At 70.6% G+C, this 19,434-nt stretch carries 19 protein-coding genes; 9 read left to right on the top strand and 10 right to left on the bottom strand.

Going from position 1 to position 19,434, the window contains the following annotated elements:
* Window positions 1-166 precede the first annotated feature (166 nt).
* Together ACFY2A_RS13465 and ACFY2A_RS13460 are read left to right on the top strand one after the other, a co-directional pair.
* The gene (locus ACFY2A_RS13465) at window positions 167-517 is read left to right on the top strand and encodes a multiprotein-bridging factor 1 family protein (RefSeq protein WP_387171435.1); all 351 of its coding nucleotides are present in this window, start codon (window positions 167-169) and stop codon (window positions 515-517) included.
* A gap of 9 nt (window positions 518-526) precedes the next feature.
* Window positions 527-1,609: a polyprenyl synthetase family protein gene (locus ACFY2A_RS13460; RefSeq protein WP_363924480.1), complete on the top strand. Its 1,083-nt coding sequence runs from the start codon at window positions 527-529 to the stop codon at window positions 1,607-1,609.
* Window positions 1,610-1,614: 5 nt separating this feature from the next.
* On the opposite strand, the gene ACFY2A_RS13455 is transcribed toward ACFY2A_RS13460, so the two are convergent.
* Window positions 1,615-1,998, bottom strand: a complete 384-nt coding sequence (locus ACFY2A_RS13455; protein ID WP_387171433.1) for an Rv2175c family DNA-binding protein — start codon at window positions 1,996-1,998, stop codon at window positions 1,615-1,617.
* Between the two features lie 164 nt (window positions 1,999-2,162).
* On the opposite strand from ACFY2A_RS13455, the gene pknB reads away from it, so the two are divergent.
* Together pknB and ACFY2A_RS13445 are read left to right on the top strand one after the other, a co-directional pair.
* The gene (gene pknB / locus ACFY2A_RS13450) at window positions 2,163-4,151 is read left to right on the top strand and encodes a Stk1 family PASTA domain-containing Ser/Thr kinase (RefSeq protein ID WP_387171431.1); all 1,989 of its coding nucleotides are present in this window, start codon (window positions 2,163-2,165) and stop codon (window positions 4,149-4,151) included.
* Entirely contained in the window at window positions 4,151-5,029 is an 879-nt protein-coding gene (locus ACFY2A_RS13445) for a deoxyribonuclease IV (RefSeq protein WP_387171430.1), read from the top strand. Before pknB ends, ACFY2A_RS13445 begins: the two co-directional genes overlap by 1 nt.
* Window positions 5,030-5,162: 133 nt before the next feature.
* Here the strand turns inward: ACFY2A_RS13445 and ACFY2A_RS13440 are convergent, their stop codons facing one another.
* From ACFY2A_RS13440 to ACFY2A_RS13425, 4 genes are all read right to left on the bottom strand, one after another.
* Entirely contained in the window at window positions 5,163-6,191 is a 1,029-nt protein-coding gene (locus ACFY2A_RS13440; protein WP_387171428.1) for a threonine aldolase family protein, read from the bottom strand.
* Between the two features lie 108 nt (window positions 6,192-6,299).
* Window positions 6,300-7,706 (bottom strand): class II 3-deoxy-7-phosphoheptulonate synthase, encoded by a 1,407-nt coding sequence (locus ACFY2A_RS13435; RefSeq protein WP_363924485.1) that lies wholly within the window; start codon window positions 7,704-7,706, stop codon window positions 6,300-6,302.
* Between the two features lie 87 nt (window positions 7,707-7,793).
* Entirely contained in the window at window positions 7,794-8,276 is a 483-nt protein-coding gene (locus tag ACFY2A_RS13430) for a hypothetical protein (RefSeq protein ID WP_363924486.1), read from the bottom strand.
* Between the two features lie 155 nt (window positions 8,277-8,431).
* Window positions 8,432-10,060: a glycosyl hydrolase family 18 protein gene (locus ACFY2A_RS13425; protein ID WP_387171426.1), complete on the bottom strand. Its 1,629-nt coding sequence runs from the start codon at window positions 10,058-10,060 to the stop codon at window positions 8,432-8,434.
* Between the two features lie 214 nt (window positions 10,061-10,274).
* Between ACFY2A_RS13425 and ACFY2A_RS13420 the strand changes: the two genes are divergently transcribed.
* The 5 genes from ACFY2A_RS13420 (at window position 10,275) to ACFY2A_RS13400 (ending at window position 15,744) form a co-directional block, all read left to right on the top strand.
* Window positions 10,275-10,763, top strand: coding sequence for a glutathione peroxidase (locus tag ACFY2A_RS13420; protein WP_387171424.1), 489 nt, complete (start codon window positions 10,275-10,277; stop codon window positions 10,761-10,763).
* 163 nt (window positions 10,764-10,926) lie between these two features.
* Window positions 10,927-11,598, top strand: a complete 672-nt coding sequence (locus tag ACFY2A_RS13415) for an NADPH-dependent F420 reductase (RefSeq protein ID WP_387171422.1) — start codon at window positions 10,927-10,929, stop codon at window positions 11,596-11,598.
* Between the two features lie 861 nt (window positions 11,599-12,459).
* Window positions 12,460-13,851, top strand: coding sequence for a glycine betaine/L-proline ABC transporter ATP-binding protein (locus tag ACFY2A_RS13410; RefSeq protein ID WP_363924490.1), 1,392 nt, complete (start codon window positions 12,460-12,462; stop codon window positions 13,849-13,851).
* Entirely contained in the window at window positions 13,848-14,735 is an 888-nt protein-coding gene (locus ACFY2A_RS13405) for an ABC transporter permease subunit (RefSeq protein WP_363924491.1), read from the top strand. The genes ACFY2A_RS13410 and ACFY2A_RS13405 overlap by 4 nt, the downstream gene beginning before the upstream one ends.
* A gap of 100 nt (window positions 14,736-14,835) precedes the next feature.
* Window positions 14,836-15,744 carry a glycine betaine ABC transporter substrate-binding protein gene (locus ACFY2A_RS13400; RefSeq protein WP_387171420.1) on the top strand — a complete coding sequence of 303 codons (909 nt, stop codon included), beginning with the start codon at window positions 14,836-14,838 and terminating at the stop codon, window positions 15,742-15,744.
* Between the two features lie 64 nt (window positions 15,745-15,808).
* Here ACFY2A_RS13400 and ACFY2A_RS13395 read toward each other — a convergent pair whose 3' ends face one another.
* From ACFY2A_RS13395 to ACFY2A_RS13375, 5 genes are all read right to left on the bottom strand, one after another.
* A complete protein-coding gene (locus ACFY2A_RS13395; protein WP_387171418.1) occupies window positions 15,809-16,405 on the bottom strand; it encodes a GNAT family N-acetyltransferase in 597 nt (198 codons plus the stop codon).
* Window positions 16,405-16,884 (bottom strand): GNAT family N-acetyltransferase, encoded by a 480-nt coding sequence (locus ACFY2A_RS13390; protein WP_387171416.1) that lies wholly within the window; start codon window positions 16,882-16,884, stop codon window positions 16,405-16,407. Before ACFY2A_RS13390 ends, ACFY2A_RS13395 begins: the two co-directional genes overlap by 1 nt.
* Window positions 16,885-16,963: 79 nt before the next feature.
* A complete protein-coding gene (locus ACFY2A_RS13385) occupies window positions 16,964-17,314 on the bottom strand; it encodes a DUF2203 domain-containing protein (protein WP_363924496.1) in 351 nt (116 codons plus the stop codon).
* 181 nt (window positions 17,315-17,495) lie between these two features.
* Window positions 17,496-18,314: a pyrroline-5-carboxylate reductase gene (proC, locus tag ACFY2A_RS13380; RefSeq protein WP_204007840.1), complete on the bottom strand. Its 819-nt coding sequence runs from the start codon at window positions 18,312-18,314 to the stop codon at window positions 17,496-17,498.
* Window positions 18,315-18,384: 70 nt separating this feature from the next.
* On the bottom strand, window positions 18,385-19,413 hold the full coding sequence (locus ACFY2A_RS13375) for a 6-phosphofructokinase (protein WP_363924498.1): 1,029 nt from the start codon (window positions 19,411-19,413) through the stop codon (window positions 18,385-18,387).
* Window positions 19,414-19,434: the final 21 nt, after the last annotated feature.

The following is a 19,434-nucleotide window of genomic DNA, read 5'->3' as shown; positions in this document are numbered from 1 at the left end:
GCGGCGCGGAAAACTGTCGCACCGCCGGACTAGCCTGCTGACCTGCGCGGGTGTGGTCGAGAGCCCACCGGGGGGCCGCGCGGGGGTCAGCAGCAGACGGTGCGTACCGGCACCGCCCTGATCGGGTGGGATCGGGCCGTCACCCCGCCGACCCGCCGGAGGATCAATGTCCCCGTCCCCGCTCGCCCCTACCCGGCCCGCCCCGGGCGCCCTCGGCCCGCTGGTGGCCCGGTCACGGCTCGCCCGAGGGTGGAGCCAGTCCCGGCTCGCCGCCGAACTCTGTGCCGCCGCCGGAGTGTTCACGTTGAGCCGGCACGAGATTTCCCGATGGGAGCGAGGGGTGCGCGTGCCGGGACGCTTCTGGCGCGGCTGGCTGGTCCGGATCCTCGCGGTGCCCGGCAGCCCGCCACGCACGGCACGGCGCTCCCCGGCCCGGCCGGGCCGACCCGGCCGCGACCAGCGACGCACGACGCGCCGGAGGGCGGGTGGGTCGTCGCGGCGTACCCCGACCCATTAGCGTCGGGACGTGACCCATGCTGCTCCCGTCTCCCCGGTCGACCGTGCCAGCCTGCGCCAGCGGGTCGACAAGGCGCTGTCGGACTTCCTCGCCGGCCGTCGCGCCTGGCTGACCGACGTCGACGACGCCCTGGTACCGGTCGCCGAGGCGATCGAGGCGTTCGTGCTGGGTGGCGGCAAGCGGCTGCGGCCGGCCTTCGCCTACTGGGGCTACCGGGGTGCCGGCGGAGTGGACACCGACCCGGTGGTGACCGCTCTCGCCGCACTCGAGTTCGTGCAGGCCAGCGCCCTGATCCACGACGACCTGATGGATCGCTCCGACACCCGACGGGGTGAGCCCGCAGTACACCGACGGTTCGCCACCCGGCACCGCTCAGCCGGCTGGGGTGGCGACCCGGACGGCTTCGGTGACGCAGCGGCGATCCTGCTGGGCGACCTGTGCCTGGTCTGGTCCGACGAGCTGCTGCACTCCGCCGGGCTCGACCCCCGGACGGTGGCCCGGGCCCGACCGGACTTCGACGAGATGCGCACCGAGGTCACCATCGGGCAGTACCTCGACGTGCTGACCCAGGCCACCGGGGACACCTCGCTGGAACGGGCCGGCAAGGTCGCCCGGTACAAGTCGGCCAAGTACACCGTGGAACGGCCACTGCTGATCGGCGCGGCGCTGGCCGACGCCCCCGCCGACGTACGCATCGCCTACTCGGCGTACGGCTTGCCGTTGGGTGAGGCTTTTCAGTTGCGCGACGATGTGCTGGGCGTCTTCGGCGACCCGGCGCAGACCGGCAAGCCGGCCGGCGACGACCTGCGCGAGGGCAAGCGGACCTACCTGGTGGCGGCGGCCCTGGAGGTGGCCGACGACGCCGGTCGCACGCTGCTGCTCGGTGGCCTCGGCGACGGCGAGCTGGACGCCACCGGGGTGGCTCGGCTGCGGGAACTGATCGTCGACACCGGTGCACTGGCCCGTACCGAGCAGCGCATCGTCACGCTGACCGACGCGGCGCTCGCCGCGCTCACCGCCGTCGACCTGGACACCGAGGCCCGGCAGGCGCTGGTGGACCTGGCCATCGCCGCCACCCGTCGCGCCGACTGACTCCGTCAGAAGCCCAGGGCCTGGGCGCGGCGCTTGACCTCACGGGCCTGATCGCCGCCGAGGGCGGCCGCGGGGGTACCAGCGGCCAACGTCTCGTCGGGCTCGTAGAGCCAGCGCAGCGCGGCCTCGTCGTCGTAACCGGCGTCGGCCAGCAGAGTCAGCACGCCCGGCAGGTGCTTGAGCACGGTGTGGTTGGCCACCAGGTCGGCCGGGATCCGGCGGACACCGTCGCGGCGCACCGCGATCATTTCCCGGTCCCGGATCATCTGGTGGACCTTGCTGATCGGCAGGTCGAGCCGCTCGGCGACGTCCGGCAGGGTCAGCCAGCCCGCCGCGTCGGCGGGACCGGCCAGGGGCGCGGTGCCCTCAGCGGGTACGTAATCGGTCACGCGCAACACCCTGCCACGCCGCCCTCGCGCCCGGTCAACGACCTCCCGGCGACCACCCTGAGCAGGGGCAATCGTCACCCTGCGCGCGCGCCGGACCCGGGGGCGGGCGCCTGCCGGTAGCATCCTGTTCAACCTTCGTCCCCCGACACATAGACTGCCTGCTGATGGACACACAGGTCGCCGACACGTTGCTGGGCTCGCTGATCGACGGGCGCTACCGCATTCGCGGTCGCGTGGCCCGTGGCGGCATGGCGACCGTGTACACAGCCACCGACGAGCGGCTCGAACGCACCGTCGCCGTCAAGATCATTCACTCGGCCCAGGGGTCACCCGGTCAGGCCGGTCGACCCAGCTTCGTCGACCGGTTCACCGACGAGGCCAAGACGATCGCCCGGCTCACCCACCCCAACGTGGTGGCGGTCTACGACCAGGGCACCCACGCCGGGCGACCGTACCTGATCATGGAGTACGTCCGCGGCCGTACCCTGCGCGAGGTGCTGGCCGAGCGGCGCCGACTCAACCCGGACGAGGCGCTGGCCATCACCGAGCAGATGCTCGCGGCCATCGGCGCCGCCCACCGGGCCGGCCTGGTGCACCGCGATGTGAAACCGGAGAACGTCCTGGTCGCCGAGGCGCCCAGCGCTGGCCCGGCCAACCTCGTCGACAGCGTGGTCAAGGTGACCGACTTCGGGCTGGCCCGGGCCGTCGAGGCGAGCACCGACCACGACAGCGGGAACCAGTTGATGGCCACCGTGGCGTACGTGGCTCCGGAGCTGGTGACCGACGGCCGGGCCGACGCCCGCACCGACGTCTACTCGACGGGCATCGTGCTGTTCGAGATGCTCACCGGCCGGGTGCCGTACGACGGTGACCGGCCGATCGACATCGCCTGGCAGCACGTGGACCGGGACGTCCCCGCACCGTCGATGCTGGTGCCCGGCCTGCCGAGGGTGCTCGACGACCTGGTCGCCCACGCCACCCGGCGCGACCCGTCGGCCCGCCCCGCCGACGCCGGCACGCTGCTGGCCGAGGTGCAGGTGGCCCGGGACGGGTTGGGCAGTCCGAACAGCCACACCGCTCTGATCGCTCCGGTGACCGGCGACCCGGCCGTGTCGCAACCGACGATGATGGTCGCGCCCGTACGTCCGCCCGAGCGACCGACCTGGGCCCGCCTGCCGGAAGGCGGCCCACCCACTCGCGGTCGGCGTCGGGCGACGCCGAGCGGCGGCGACGATCTGCGTACCCGACTGGCCGGGCTGGGCGCCCGGCTGACCGGCCAGGGCGGCGGACGTTTCGCCGTCGCGGCCGTCGTCGTGGTGCTCGGGCTGGTGGCCGCGCTCGGTGGCTGGTGGTTCGGGGTCGGTCGGTACACCACCGCGCCGCAGCTGGTGAGCATGAACAAGGCCGAGGCGGAGGCACAGGCGTCCCAGGCCGGCTTCGAGGTGATCTACGCCGACCCGCGGTACGACGACCAGATCCCCCGCGACGGTGTGCTGGGCCAGGATCCCGCCTCGTCCGCCCGGATCCTCAAGGGCGGCACCATCACCCTCACCCTGTCGCTCGGGCCGGAGCGCTTCGAGCTGCCGGACGTGGTCGGCAAGGAGTTCGCGCTGGCCGAGGCCGACCTGCTCAGCGCCCAGCTCGAGGTAGTCAAGGGCACCGCCCGGTACGACGACAGCCTGCCGGAGGGCATCGTGGTGGCCACCGACCCGAAGGCGGGCGAGGAGGTCAAACCGGGCGACGAGATCACCGTCATCCTCAGCAAGGGCCGGGCCCCGATCACCGTGCCGAATCTGGTCGGCAAGAACCTCAACGACGCCCGTAACCAGATCGCGCAGCTCGGCCTGGTGCTGGTGGAGCCGACGCGCAAGGAGTCCGACAAGCCGCGTGACGAGGTGATCGGGCAGAGCCCGACCGCCGGCGGCGGCGTGGAGAAGGGTGCCCAGATCCGGCTGGAGGTCAGCGAGGGTCCGCCGCTGGTGACCGTGCCGCGCGTCGTCGACCTGCCGTGCCAGCAGGCCAAGCAGGTGCTGGAGAGCCAGGGCTTCCCGGTGGCGGTGCAGTTCAACCCGAACGCCGTCACCCGGTTCCAGAACCCGAACGAGAACGCCCAGGTCGCCCCCGGGACCCAGATCACCATCGGGTGCTTCTGATGCCGGCTCCGGATCCCGGCCACCGACCGATCGGTTCGCACACACCCACCTCGGGTGGGCTGGCGAAGGCGGCACTGCCGTACGTCGACGCGGCCGGCTCCGAGGTGGCGCAGGTCTACGTCGGCAACTCCCGGGGCTGGGCAATGCCGGCCGGCGATCCGGTGCAGGACGCGCTGTTCCGCGACGGCTGCGCCGAACGCGGCGTCGCCGTCTACATCCACGCGTCGCTACTGGTCAACCTCGGCTCGCCGACCGCGGCAACCGTCGAGCGGTCGACCCAGGCCCTGGCGCACGCGCTGCGCCGAGGTGCCGCAATCGGCGCGCGCGGGGTGGTCTTCCACGCCGGCAGTGCGGTGGACGCCGGGCACGCCGACGCGGCCATGCGGCAGGTGCGCGAGTCGCTGCTGCCGCTGCTCGACTCGGCCGCCGACGCGGGCGGCCCGATGCTGCTGGTCGAGCCGAGCGCCGGTGGCGGCCGGTCACTGGCCTGCCGGGTGGAACAGCTCGGGCCGTACCTCGACGCGGTGGACCGGCACCCGTGGCTCGGTGTCTGCTTCGACACCTGCCACGCCTGGGCCGCCGGGCACGACCTGGCCGCCGAGGGCGGGATGACCGCGACGCTGGACGCCCTGGTGACCGCGGTCGGGACGGACCGGCTACGGCTGGTACACGCGAACGACTCCAAGGACCTGTGCGGGTCCACCCGGGACCGCCACGAGAACATCGGCAAGGGCATGATCGGCGAACCAGCCTTCGCCGAGCTGATGCGTCACCCCGCCACCCTCGGCGTTCCGGTGCTGGTGGAAACCCCCACCGAACGCCACGAGGGCCACGCCGCCGACATAACCACCCTCCGCCGCCTCCTCCCCCGCGCCTAACTCCCCCCAGCTTCCCCGCCCCCGCCCCGCCCCTCCCCCGCTCCCCTCGTTGATCATGAGGTTAGCGGCGATGTCGATCTCTGCGAGTGCCGCTAACCTCATGATCAACAGAGGTGGCGGGTAGGGGCGGGGGTCAGTGGCGGAGGATGTGGGTGAGGGTGGTGGCGGCCTGGTCGACCTGGGCGTTGGTGACGTCGAGGTGGGTGACCAGGCGGGCCGTGTGGGGACCGAGCACCGAGATCAGTACGCCCTCGGCGCGGGCGGCGGCGGCCAGCGTGGGCGCGTCCAGCGGGGCCTTGGTCAGATCCAACGGAACGATGTTGGTGCGCACCGTGGTGGCCAGCACCCCGAACGGGGCGACCGCCTCCGCCAGCCGGGCCGCCTTCGCATGGTCGGCGGCCAGCCGGTCGATGTGGTGCGCCAGCGCGTGCCGACCGGCGGCGGCCAGGATGCCGGCCTGACGCATCCCACCGCCCATCCGCTTGCGGATCATCCGGCCCCGTTCGATCCGGTCGGCAGCGCCGACGACCAGTGAGCCGACCGGCGCGCCGAGCCCCTTGGACAGGCAGACCGACAGGGTGTCGAACAACGCACCGTAGTTGGCCAGTGGCACCCCGTCGGCGACGTGGGCGTGCCAGATCCGAGCACCGTCGCAGTGCAGCGCCACCTGCCCGGCGTCGGCGACCCGGCGGAGCTCGCGCAGCGTGTCGAGGGGGATCACCCCGCCGCCGCCACGGTTGTGGGTCTGCTCCACCGCGATCGCCCGGGTGGGCACCGCCCAGTAGCCGTCGGGACGCACCATTCCGGCGACCACGTCGGGGTCGAGCTGGGCACCCACCGGAGGCCAGGTCCGCGAGGTGACCCCGCCGTACGCGGCGGCAGCCCCCATCTCGTACGTGACAACGTGCGCGTCTGCATCGCAGAGCAGCTCCGAGCCGGGCGGCACCAGCAGTTGCAGGGCGATCTGGTTGGCCATCGACCCGCTCGGGCAGAACAACGCCGCCTCGTGCCCGAACATCGCGGCGACCTCGGCCTCCAGGGCCTTGACCGTGGGGTCCTCGCCGTAGACGTCGTCACCCACCTCGGCACCGGCCATGGCCTGCCGCATCTCGGCGGTGGGCCGGGTCACCGTGTCCGAACGCAGGTCGATCAGGTCAGCCACAGTCGCTCCTTCGGCCGCCGACTGCGGGGCTCGCAAGCTCACTCCTCGCGTCAGCCACAGTCACTCCCTCGGCCGCCGACTGCGGGGCTCGCAAGCTCACTCCTCGCGTCAGCCACGGAGCATCTCCGCGACGAGGAAGGCCAGCTCCAGGGACTGCTGGGTGTTGAGACGGGGGTCGCAGGCGGTCTCGTAGCGGTCGGGCAGGTCGAGGTCGGCGATGCCCTGGGCGCCACCGAGGCACTCGGTGACGTCCTCGCCGGTCAGCTCGACGTGCAGACCGCCGGGGTGGGTGTCCAGGCCACGGTGCACCTCGAAGTAGCCCAGCACCTCGTCGACGATCCGATCGAAGTGGCGCGTCTTGTAGCCGTTTGACGATTCGTGGGTGTTGCCGTGCATCGGGTCGCACTGCCACACCACCTTGGCTCCGGCGGCGGTCACCTTGGCCACGATCGGCGGCAGTGCGTCCCGGACCTTGTGGTTGCCCATCCGGCTGATCAGGGTGAGCCGGCCGGGGATGTTGTCCGGATTCAGCTTCTCGCAGAGCTCGATCGCCTCGTCCGGAGTGGTGGTCGGGCCGAGCTTGACCCCGATCGGGTTGGCGATGCGGGAGATGAAGTCGATGTGCGCCCCGTCGATCTGCCGGGTGCGCTCACCGATCCACAGGAAGTGCCCGGAGAGCCCGTACGGCCGGCCACCGGAGACCCGGGTCAACGCCCGGTCGTACTCCAGCGCGAGCGCCTCGTGCGAGCAGTACAGGGTGACCGTGCGCAACGCGTCGTCCTCGGTCATCCCGCAGGCGCGGATGAACGCCAGGGCCCGGTCGATCTCCCGGGCGATCGCCTCGTACCGCTCGCCGGCCGGGGAGTTGCGCACGAAGCCCTTGTTCCAGTCGTGCACCGCGTGCAGGTCGGCCAGCCCACCGGCCAGGTAGGCACGCAACATGTTCATGGCGGCGGCCGAGTTCGCGTACGCCCTGATCATGCGCTGCGGGTCGGCGACCCGCGCCTCCGGCGTGGTCTCCAGCGAGTTGATCATGTCGCCGCGGTAGGCCGGCAGGCCGCGCGCGTCGGTCGGCAGCGACCGGGGCTTGGTGTACTGCCCGGCCACCCGGGCCACCTTCACCACCGGCAACGACGCGCCATAGGTCAGCACGATGGCCATCTGCAACAGCGTGCGGGCGTTGGCCAGCAGGTGACTCTCGGTGTTGTCGGCGAAGGTCTCCGCGCAGTCACCGCCCTGCAGCAGGAACGCCTTGCCCTCACAGACCAACGCCAGACGCTGGCGCAACTGATCGACCTCGTACGGAGCGACCACCGACGGCACTGTGTCGAGCACCTTGCAGACCTCGGCGACCTGGGCCTCGTCGGGCCAGGGCGGGGTCTGGGCGCGCGGCAGCTCCCGCCAGCGGTCCAGGCCGAGAGCCTCGTCCTCGGCGGAGTCGACGGTCGGGCGGCTGGTCTGCAGCACCGGGCTGCCCACCGCCGGATGACTCAACTGATGCCACTCATGGCGCATGGTATTCAGCGTACGGCGACCAGCCGGGTGGGCCACCGGCGAGGGGCCGGGTTCCGGCAGATGGACGACCCTCGACGGTGGCGCAGGTCAGGGCGTGGGTGCCGGGGCCGGGCTGTTCGCGCCGGGCCGCTCGTCGGAGATGCACCAGTCGAGCCCGTCGCGGGTGACGGTGAACAGCAGCGGGCGGGTCGCCTTCTTCTTGCCGACGGTCACCGTGACCGCGGTGCTGACCTGCTGCCCGGACGGGCCGGGTCGGATGTCGGTGATCTCGGACTTCGACACCTCGAAGTGGTCGGCGAAGTCGCCGTTCGGGTCGGTGGCGGCGGCGTCGAACGCCTCGTGCAGCACCGCGCAGAGTTGGCTGCGACCGGCCGCCACGTCCTTGGCGGCCATCGCGTCGAGGTACGCCTGGACCCGCTCGCGGGACTTCAGCGTGGCCTCCTCGGCCGGCGCCCGCCCCGGTTGCTCCGCCTCGGGCTCACCGCCGACGAGCCCGCAGCCGGCCAGCGCGAAGGGCACGGTGGCGAGCAGCGCGATGACGCTCGCCGGACGCCGGTACATGACCCGCATCGGCACCTCCCTCGACGCCGGACATCGAGACACGGTCGAGCGGCGAGTCTGTCACACCGCCGTCCAGGCATCGGGATCGACCCCGGGCACGCCGGACGGGGAGGGGCCGGTGCGGGGCCCCTCCCCGTCGTGTGGGTGGTGCGTCGGCCGTCGGCTCAGCCGAGACCGCCCTTGATGGCGCTGATCAGCTCACCGTTGCTGGTGTCACCGGAGAGCTCCCAGAAGAAGGCGCCACCGAGGCCCTGGTTCTTGGCGTACGTCATCTTGCCGCCGATGGTCGACGGGGTGTCGTAGCTCCACCAGTTGCTGCCGCACTTGGCGTACGCCGTGCCGGCGACGGTGCCGGTGGCCGGGCAGGTGTTCTTCAGCACCTTGTAGTCCTCGATGCCCTGCTCGTACGTGCCTGGTGCCGGCCCGGTCGCGGTGCCGCCCGGCGTGGACTGGGTGACCCCGGTCCAGCCACGGCCGTAGAAGCCGACGCCGAGCAACAGCTTGTTGGCCGGGATGCCCTTGCTCTTGAGCTTCTGGATCGCCGCGTCGGACCAGAAGCCCTGCTGCGGAATGCCCGAGTACGAGTACAGCGGCGAGTGCGGGGCGGTGGGGCCCTGCGCGTTGAAGGCGCCGAAGTAGTCGTACGTCATCGGCATGATCCAGTTGAGGTGCGTGGCGGCACCGGCGTAGTCGGTGGCGTCGATCTTGCCGCCGTTGCTGCCGTCGGCGGTGATCGCGGCGGTGACCAGGTTGTTCGAGCCGAACCGGGCACGCAGCGCACCGGCCACGTTCTTGAACGCGTTCGGGCCACTGGCGTCACAGGTCAGACCGCAGGCGTTGGGGTACTCCCAGTCGATGTCGATGCCGTCGAAGACGTCCGCCCAGCGCGGGTCCTCGACCAGGTTGTAGCAGCTCTCGGCGAAGGCGGTCGGGTTCTGCGCGGCCTGGGTGAAGCCGCCCGACCAGGTCCAGCCACCGAACGACCAGATCACCTTGAGGTGCGGGTACATCTTCTTGAGCTTGCGCAGCTGGTTGAAGCTGCCACGCAGCGGCTGGTCCCAGGTGTCGGCGACGCCGTCGACGCTCTCCGCCGCGGTGTACGCCTTCTCGTAGTCGGCGTAGCTGTCCCCGATGGTGCACCGGCCGCCCGTGGTGTTGCCGAAGGCGTACAGGATGTGGGTCAGCTTCGCGGCCGAGCCGCTGGTGTGGATGTTCCGCACGTGGTAGTTGCGGGCGTAGACGCCCCACTGGGCGAAGTAGCCGACCACCTTCTGCGCACCCGGGTTCGGCGGCGTGGTGGTCGGGGGCGTGGTGGTCGGCGGAGTGGTCGTGGGCGGCGTGGTCGTGGGCGGGGTCGTGGTGGGCGGTGCGGTGGTGGTCGGCGGCGTGCTGCCACCGCCGCACGACGCGCCGTTGATGGTGCAGTTCAGCGGTGCCCGGTACGCGCCGGTGCCGTTGTAGCCCCAGCTGAAGGAGGCGCCCGGGGCCAGCGCACCGGCCCAGCTCTTCTTGACCGCCACATAGCGGTTGCCGTTGCGGGTGACGTCGGCGTCCCAGAAGCTGCCGATGCTGGTGCCCGACGGCAGCTCGAACTCGATGCGCCAGGTGCTGACGCTGGCGTCCGACCCGTTGGTGATGGTGACCCGCGTTTCGTGACCCGTCCCCCAGTCCGACACCCGGGTGAACGAAGCGGTCACGCTTCCGGCGCCGAACGCCGAGGCCATCGGGACCGTGGCGACGGTCACCGCGACCACGGCGCCGACCCAGAGGGCCCGGCGAAGCGATCTCTTCATGTGGCGTCTCCAAACAGTTAGGAAACTTTCCAAAAGGATGAGGAGACGCTACTCACACGCCACCACTTCGTCAAGATGTCCATGTATCGATTGGGCGAGGAGGCCAGATTGGACTTCCCCCGGCGTCACCGCCGGTCAAGGCTCGGGTACCGATCGGTAACTTCACCGCCACCCGCATCGCCCGTAGTCATCGTTCCGGCGGTAGCCTCCGGTGATGACCGTCTTCGACATCCCGATCGGTGCGCTCGCCGGCGGCCCGGCCGACCTCGCGCAGTACCGCGGACGCGCCCTGCTGATCGTCAACGTCGCCTCGCGCTGCGGCCTCACCCCGCAGTACGCGGGCCTGCAGGCCCTACAGGACGAGTACGCCGATCGTGGGCTGACCGTGCTCGGAGTGCCGTGCAATCAGTTCGCCGGGCAGGAGCCGGGCAGCGCGGCGGAAATCAGCGAGTTTTGCCAGGTCAACTACGGAGTGACCTTCCCGATCACGGAGAAGGTCGAGGTCAACGGCTCCGACCGTCACCCCCTGTACGCGGCCCTGGTGGACACCGCCGACGCCGACGGTCACACCGGCGACGTTCGCTGGAACTTCGAGAAGTTCCTCGTCGCTCCCGACGGCACCGTCGCCGCCCGCTTCGCCCCCACCGTCACCCCCGACGACCCCACCCTCCACACCACCCTCGACAAGCACCTCCCCGCCTAACCCCCCACCCCACCCCCACCTCGTCGATCTTGCAGTTGTGGTCGCCTTTTTCTGGCTTTCGCACACTTTTGGACCGACAAAAACTGCATGATCGACGAGCCGGTGGGTGGGACGGCGGAGCGAGGTAGGTCCGGGGCAGGCCAGCGCGGTGGAGGGGTGAGGTATGGCGACGGTGGGGTTGATCGGCAGCGGGCACATCGGAGGGACTCTGGCGCGGCTGGCCGTGCACGCCGGCTACGACGTGGTGCTGAGCAACTCACGCGGGCCGGAGACCCTGACCGACCTGGTCGACGAACTGGGGCCGCAGGCGAGCGCCGGCACCGTCGACGCCGCGGCTCGCGCCGGTGACCTGGTGGTGGTCACCATCCCGCTCAAGTCGTACCGGTCCGTGCCGGCCGAGCCGCTGGCCGGCAAGGTCGTCGTCGACACCAACAACTACTACCCCCAGCGGGACGGTCAGATCCCCGAGTTGGACGAGGGCAGCGTCACCAGCAGCGAGCTGCTGCAACGTCATCTGCCGCGGTCCCGCGTGGTCAAGGCGTTCAACAACATCTTCTTCAAGCATCTGCTCACCCTGGCCCGGCCCGGCGATGCCGCCGACCGCAGCGCGCTGCCGATCGCCGGTGACGACCCCGAGGCCAAGTCCACCGTGACCGACTTCCTGGACCGGATCGGCTACGACACGGTGGACGCGGGCACGCTCGCCGACAGCTGGCGCTTCCAGCCGGACACCCCGGCCTACGGGGTCATCTACTCCGCCGACCCGACGAAATGGGAACAGGAGGCCCCGGCCGGTGCGGGCGTGCTACGCGCCGCCCTCGCTGACGCCGGCTGACCCGGCCGCACTCCCGCCCGACGTCCCGGCCGCGATCCGACACCCGACGTCATCCCCGCAGTCCGACACCCGACGTCGTCCCCGCCGCCTGCGCCTGCCGGGCCGCCCTCCGGCAACAGGCCGTGAAGGCTGGTCGAGGGCGGCAAAGGCGGAGGCGGGGCCAGGTGGCGTTGGGCATCCGGACACCGCGGCCATGGTCGACGGCGGGATCACACCCTCACCCCCGGAGCCACCATTCCGGCGTCGGTCGAGATTCGTCGATCTCCGCCGGTCGCCGGAATCAGGTGCCGTCGGGTCATGTAGATGTCATGGAGATTCCGTCTCGGTCCCATGGAGATTCCATGTCGATTCCGTGAATATCCACGCTGGCCAGATATGACGGGCACGAGACGAGCCGCCGGACCGAGACGCGGACCACACCGAAGAATGACGCGCCGCCAGCGAAGAAAACGGCACCACCGGTCTCAGCGGACGCCTGGCGCCAACACGGGCGAAGAACTCATTCGGATGGTCATGGCGGCGAACCGTGATCACTCCGGTGCCGATATAGCCCATCACGTCCGGAGTGTCAGGCGTCGGAGGGGCTCGTCGACCACCCGATCCTCGATACCAGAATTGCGCGTCGGTTACCAATGTCCAGACGCAGACGCATCGGTCCACATCGCTTCACCCTCGTGCAACGATGCGCCAACGGACCGGGCTACGGGGTTGCCGTTCACAGAAAACTCTCGGGTAGGGTCGAGGCTCGCTCACCTGGGCTGTCGTGACTTCGGCAGGTCCACGGCAAGGAAATAGTGTCGGTAGAAACGCACTTTCGTGCGTCGCCCAAGAAAGCTGTCCGCGTACCGCATGTCCCTTGGAATGGAGACCGTGTCCGCACTCAGAGTGAAATCCCTCTACAAGGTCTACGGGAGCCGCGCCGACAAGGCGGCGGAGATTCTCCGGAACAGCGCAGGCCGGGACGAGAAGCTGGCAGGACTACCGGTCACGGCCGCGGTCGTCGACGCGAACTTCGAGGTCAGGCGCGGCGAGATCTTCGTGGTCATGGGCCTGTCCGGCTCGGGGAAGTCCACCCTGATCCGGATGCTCAACGGGCTGCTGTCCCCCACGCACGGCACGGTCGAGATCGACGGGGTCGACATCACCAAGCTCAAGCCGGCCGCGCTACGGAAGCTGCGCCGCGAGAAGATCAGCATGGTCTTCCAGCACTTCGCGCTCCAGCCACACCGGTCGGTGTTGGACAACGCCGGCTACGCGCTGGAGATCGCGGGCCTACCTCGCGCCGAGCGCCGGGAGAAGGCGCTACAGGCGCTCCGGATGGTCGGACTCGATGGCTCGGCGGACAAGCTGCCGCAGGAACTCTCCGGCGGCATGCGCCAGCGCGTCGGCCTGGCCCGCGCGCTCGCCGCCGGCACCGACATCATGCTCATGGACGAGGCCTTCTCCGCGCTCGATCCGCTGATCCGCCGCGAGGTGCAGGACCAGTTGATCGGGCTACAGGCCGAACTCGGCAAGACGATCGTGTTCATCACGCATGACCTCAACGAGGCGATGCGCCTCGGCGACCGCATCGCGGTCATGCGTGCCGGCCGGATCGTCCAGATCGGCACCGCCGAGGAGATTCTCACCGACCCGTCCAACGACTACGTCGCCCAGTTCGTCGCCGACGTCGACCGGACCAGGATCCTCACCGCGTCGGCGGTCATGGAGCGACCGCTCGGCGTCGTGGACGTGAACTCCGGCCCACGGGTGGCCGCCCGGGTGCTGCGCGAGACCCAGACGTCGGCCGTCTACGTCACCGGCCGGGACAAGCGGTACCTGGGCACCGTGACCGCCGACGCCGCCACCCAGGCGGTCCGGGACGGCCGGAAGAACCTCCAGGAGATCGTGTCGACCGAGTACGTCCACACGGTCGAGGACACGACGCCGGTGGCCGACATCTTCGCCGCCGCCGCCCAGAGCCCGGCACCGGTCGCCGTGATCGACAGCGACGGGCGGCTCGCCGGCGTGATTCCGCGGGTCACCCTGCTGAGCGCCCTGGGCAGCCTCAGCACCGACACCGGCGAGACCACCGCCACACCCGGGCCTGCCGACGAGGTTGGTACGACGCCGACCACTGACCCGACCACTGACCCGACCCAGGCCGTCGGAGCGGCCGGCACGGCACCGACCGGGAACGGCGACCCGACAGCGGAGGTGCCGGCCCAGGTGGTTGCCGAACCATCGGCCCGGCTGACGGGAGAGCCCGCATGAACAGCGCCGACAGTATCGATGACCTGCTGCCGTACGTACGGATCGGCGACGCGTTCAAGGTCGGCGTCGACTGGTCGAGGGATCATCTGTCCGCCGTCTTCGACGGCATCGCCTCCGCCGTCGACTCGCTGGTGGAGCCGCTGGTGGACCTGCTGACCGCGCCCCCGGCGATCGTCATGGTAATGATCTTCGCCGGCCTCGGCTGGTGGCTGCGGAGTTGGAGGTTCGGTCTCGGCACCATGCTCGGACTCGGCCTGGTGGCCGGGTTGCCGATCTGGGAACAGACCATGAGTACGCTGGCGCTGGTCCTGGTGGCCAGCGGAATCGCCCTGCTGCTCGCCGTACCGCTGGGCATCCTCGTCGCGGAGAGCCGCCGTGTCTCGGCAGTCGTCCGGCCGGTGCTGGACCTGATGCAGACGATGCCCGCGTTCGTCTACCTGATCCCGGCCATCTTCTACTTCGGCGTCGGCGCCGTGCCCGGCGTGCTGGCCACCGTGGTGTTCAGCATGCCGCCCGGGGTACGCCTGACCGAGTTGGGCCTCCGCCAGGTCGACCGCGAGGTCATCGAGGCCGGCGAGGCGTTCGGCGCGTCGCCGTGGAAGATCCTGCTGCGGACCAAACTGCCACTGGCCCTGCCGACCATCATGACCGGCGTCAACCAGGTCATCATGCTGGCCCTGTCGATGGTCGTCATCGCCGGGATGGTCGGTGCCGGCGGTCTCGGTGAGGTGATCATGACGGCGCTCGCCCGGGTCCAGGTCGGCGCGGGCTTCGAGGGCGGCATCGCCGTGGTGATCCTGGCGGTGGTGCTCGACCGCCTCACCGACTCGATCGGCGCGCGTACCGCCTCGGCGAAGGCGCAACGCGCCATGCAACAGGCCTGACCCTCCGTCCTGACCCACGCGGGGAAGTCACCGTTGCCGGCGCCCTGCCTCGCTACCGCGAGTTCCGCCGGTTGACCGCAACAAGGGAAGGAAACTCCACATGTGGAGCAGTAAATTGGTGCGCCGGGTCGCGCTGGCGGCCACCGCCACCCTGGCGCTGACCAGCGTCGCCGCCTGCGGCGACGACGGCGACTCCGGCGACGCCGCCGGCGACAACAAGCAGATCACCATCGGCTACATGGCCTGGGACGAAGCCATCGCCAGCTCCTACCTCTGGAAGAACCTGCTGGAGGAGAAGGGCTACGACGTCGAACTCAAGAACGTCGAGGCGGGGATCGTCTATCAGGGCCTGGCGACGGGGGACATCGACCTCTTCCTCGACAGCTGGCTGCCGCAGACCCACGCCGACTACATGAAGGAGTACGGCGACAAGATCGAGAAGGTCGGCGTCTGGTACGACAACGCCAGCCTGAGCATCGCCGTGCCGGAGTACGTCAGCGACGTCAACTCGCTGGAGGACCTCGCCGCCAAGGCCGACACCTTCGGCGGCGAGATCATCGGCATCGAGCCCGGCGCCGGCCTGACCGCCGCCACCCAGGACAAGGTCATCCCCGAGTACGGCCTGACCGGCAAGCTCACCCTGAAGACGTCGTCGACGCCAGCGATGCTGGCCGCGCTGGACGGCGCGATCAAGGACCAGAAGCCGATCGTGGTGACCCTCTGGCACCCGCACTGGGCCTACGCGAACTACCCGCTGAAGGACCTGGCGGACCCGAAGGGCACGCTCGGCGGCGCCGAGGAGATCAACATGCTGGCCCGTCAGGGCTTCGGCGCCGACTTCCCCGAGGTCACCGAGATGCTGAAGAAGTTCAAGATGGACGATCAGCAGCTCGGCTCGCTCGAGGACCTGATGTTCAACGTGCACAAGGACGACGAGGAGAAGGCCGTCGAGGAGTGGCTGAAGGCCAACCCGGACTACGCCGGCACGGTGGACGTCGCCAGCTCCTGACCCGGCCTTGAGCGATCAGCCGTCGGTGGCGGGGGCCAACTCTGCCCCGCCACCGGCGGCTGAACTACTTGTCAGAAGCCACGCCGCCGGAGTCCCGGATCGACAGGGCGCCGGCGCCCCGGGCCCGCCACTCGGGGGCGAGCAGGGACCAGACCTCCAGGTCGATCCGACCGTCCGGGCCGGGCGACACCTCGCGCAGTACGCCGTCCCGCCGCATGCCGAGCCGGCGGGCCACCGCGATGCTGCGCGCGTTGCCGGCGTTGGTGCGCCACTCCACCCGGTGCAGTCCGCGTTCGACGAGCACCCAGTCGATGAGCCGTTCGACCGCCCTGGTCACCAGACCCCGGCCCTCGGCGGCAGGTTCCAGCCAGCAACCCGCCTCGCACACCCCGGACGCCGCGTTGAGCGACACCAGCAGCACCCCGCCGACAAGCGTGCCGCCCGACCAGATGCCCCAGATACCGCCGTCGTCGCGGGCCCACCGGTCGGCATAACGCTGAAGCACGTGCCGCGCCCCGTCGAGGTCGGTGGCCACGAAGGACGGCGACACCCACGGCGCGATGTGCTGCCGCGCCCGGTCCAGGTTGCCCAGGAACTCCTCGGCGTGCCACGGGTTCAGCGGCCGCAGTTCGGCGTCCTCACCCAACGCAATGGCGAACATCAGAGCCCTTCACCCCGCCGCATCGCGGCCATCGACGTGGGACGGAAGCCAAGCTCCCGGTAGAGCGGCTCGCCCTCCGGACTGGCCTTCAGATCCACCGTCCGCACGCCCCGCTCGGCGAACCAGTCGAGCAACGCGCCCAGGCAGGCCCGGGAGAAACCCCGACGACGGTACGCCGGATCGGTCGCCACGTTGAAGACGTACCCGGACCGGCCGCTCGGATCCACCGGCCCGCCGAGCCGCAGGTCGACCACCCCGACCGCGCAGGCGGCAAGCGTCCCAGGTCGGCCCGGCGCATCCACCACGTAGGCGGCGAGGTCGGCCTCCAGGTCCGGCAGCTGCAACCGGAGCGTACGCAGGGCCGTGTGCTGCCATTCGCCGGGCTCCGGCGGTGTACCGCTCAGCGCACCCAACATGACCGCCCGCAGCCGGACCAGTTCCCGGGCGTCGTCCACAGTCGCCCGCCGCGCTCCACTCACCGGCAGAGCCTAGCCGTCTCGGCGTCTCCGCCTGGACCCCCACCGACTCGGCATTGTCGCGGCCCCGACGCACCGTGGGTCAGATCGGGCGGCGCCCGGCGAAGCCGCAGTCGGCGCGGTGGTACCAACGCACGTCGGTGTCGCCCTCCAGCCAGCACCAGAGCACCTGCCGTCCCGCACGCTCACCGGGAAAGTCGAGCAGCACCGGCGCCACGCTCTTGACCTCGATGCCGTGCTGCTGGATCTCGTCGAGGACCGCGTGCAGCCGGGCCTCCAGGCCCTTGACCTCGGCCCGGCCGCCAAGTGCGCTCAGCCCGTGGTTGGCCAGGTCAGCCTGCAACTCGGCCAGGTCGGCACGGACCCGAATCAGTTCGTCGATTCGCGGATGCAGAGTGGCTACCAGGTGCCGGGCCTGGGCAAGAGTGAACACCGCGCCAGTATGCGCCACCCCGATCACCCCACCGACCCCCCACCACACTCCGGTACGCCGAAAGGCTCCCTTGCCCCCGTTGATCATGAGGTTAGCGGCAGTTCAGAGATCGACTACTGCCGCTAACCTCATGATCAACGCTGGTTGGGCGGGGGGTGGGGTGGGGTGGGGTGTTGGGCGGTTACTCGGCCTGGGTGGCTAGTTCGCGGGCGCGGTCGCGGGCGGCCTCGAGGGCGGCCAGCAGGGCCGCGCGGACGCCGTGGTTCTCCAGTTCGCGGATGGCGGAGATGGTGGTGCCGGCGGGCGAGGTGACCGCCTCGCGCAGCTTCACCGGGTGCTCACCGGAGTCGCGCAGCATCACCGCCGAGCCGATCGCGGTCTGCACGATCAGGTCGTGCGCCACCTGGCGGGGCAGGCCGAGCAGGATGCCGGCGTCGGTCATCGCCTCGACCAGCAGGTAGAAGTAGGCCGGGCCAGAGCCGGAGAGGGCGGTCACCGCGTCCTGCTGGGTTTCCGGCACCCGGATGGTCGCGCCGAGCGGTTTGAACATCTCCTCGGCCAACGCCAGGTGCTCGCCGGTGGCGTACGCGCCGGCCGAGATCGCGGTCATCGCCTGGTCCACCAGGGCAGGGGTGTTGGTCATCACCCGCACCACGGGGGTGCCCTCGGGCAGTCGGCGGCTGAAGAAGCTGCTCGGCAGGCCGGCGCAGAGCGAGATCAGCAGCTTGCCGGGCGGCACCTTGGGCCCGATCTCGTCCAGCAGCGCGGCGGCGTCCTGCGGTTTCACCGAGACGGCCAGCACCTCGGCCTCGTCCACGGCGGTGAGATTGTCCACCACCCGTACGCCGTAGCGGGCGGCCAGTTCCTCGGCGCGGGCCGGGCGGCGGGCGGTGGCCAGCAGCCGGTCCACCGGCCAGCCGGATCGCAGCAGCCCGGAGAGCATCAGCTCGCCGATCTTGCCCGCCCCGATCACCGCGACGGTGTGCACCCCGGCTGACACTTGGCGTACCCCCTTGGTGGGCCGGCGTCGCGGCGGGCCCGGCGGCCCGACCGCGACGCCGGAACGACGATCAGCTACCGAAGAAGACCTCGGCCTCGGCGTACCGCTCCAGCGGAACGGTCTTCAGCTCGGCGGTGGCGTCGGCGAGCGGAACGCGGACGATGTCGGTGCTCTGCATCGCGACCATCTTGCCCCAGTCGCCCTCGTGGACGGCGTCGATGGCCTGCAGGCCCAGCCGGGTGGCGAGCACCCGGTCGAACGCGGTGGGGGTGCCACCACGCTGGATGTGGCCGAGCACGACCGTGCGGGCCTCCTTGCCGGTCTTGGCCTCCAGCTGCTCGGCCAGCCACTGGCCGATGCCGCCGAGCCGCACGTGCCCGAACGCGTCCAGCTCCTGGTTCTGCAGGACCATCTGGCCCTCCAGCGGCTGGGCGCCCTCGGCGACCACGACGATCGGGGCGTACTGGTGCTGGAAACGCTTCTCGACGTAGCCGGCGACCTGCTCGACGTCGAAGTTCCGCTCCGGCAGCAGGATCACGTTGGCGCCGCCGGCCAGACCGGCGTGCAGGGCGATCCAACCGGCGTGCCGGCCCATCACCTCGACCACCAGGGTGCGGTGGTGGCTCTCGGCGGTGGTGTGCAGTCGGTCGATCGCCTCCATGGCGATGTTGACGGCGGTGTCGAAGCCGAACGTGTAGTCGGTCGCGCCGAGGTCGTTGTCGATGGTCTTCGGCACGCCGATGACGTTGACGCCCAGCTCGTGGAGCTTGGTGGCGACACCGAGGGTGTCCTCACCGCCGATGGCGATGAGCGCGTCGACGCCCTGCGCGGCCAGGTTGTCCTTGATCCGCTCGACGCCGTTCTCGATCTTGAAGGGGTTGGTCCGGGAGGAGCCGAGGATCGTGCCGCCACGGGGCAGGATGCCGCGGACCTCCGCGATGCCGAGCGGGCGGGACAGCCCCTCGAGCGGACCCTTCCAACCGTCCTGGAAGCCTACGAATTCGTGGCCGTAGCTGGCGACGCCCTTACGGACCACCGCCCGGATGACCGCGTTGAGACCCGGGCAGTCGCCGCCGCCGGTGAGCACGCCGATACGCATGATCTGCTCATCCTCCTGGGG

Origin of the sequence: Micromonospora sp. NPDC000442 (assembly GCF_042898635.1) — a bacterium.
Classification (GTDB): Bacteria; Actinomycetota; Actinomycetes; order Mycobacteriales; family Micromonosporaceae; genus Micromonospora.
This window is presented reverse-complemented; position numbering and strand designations above follow the sequence as displayed.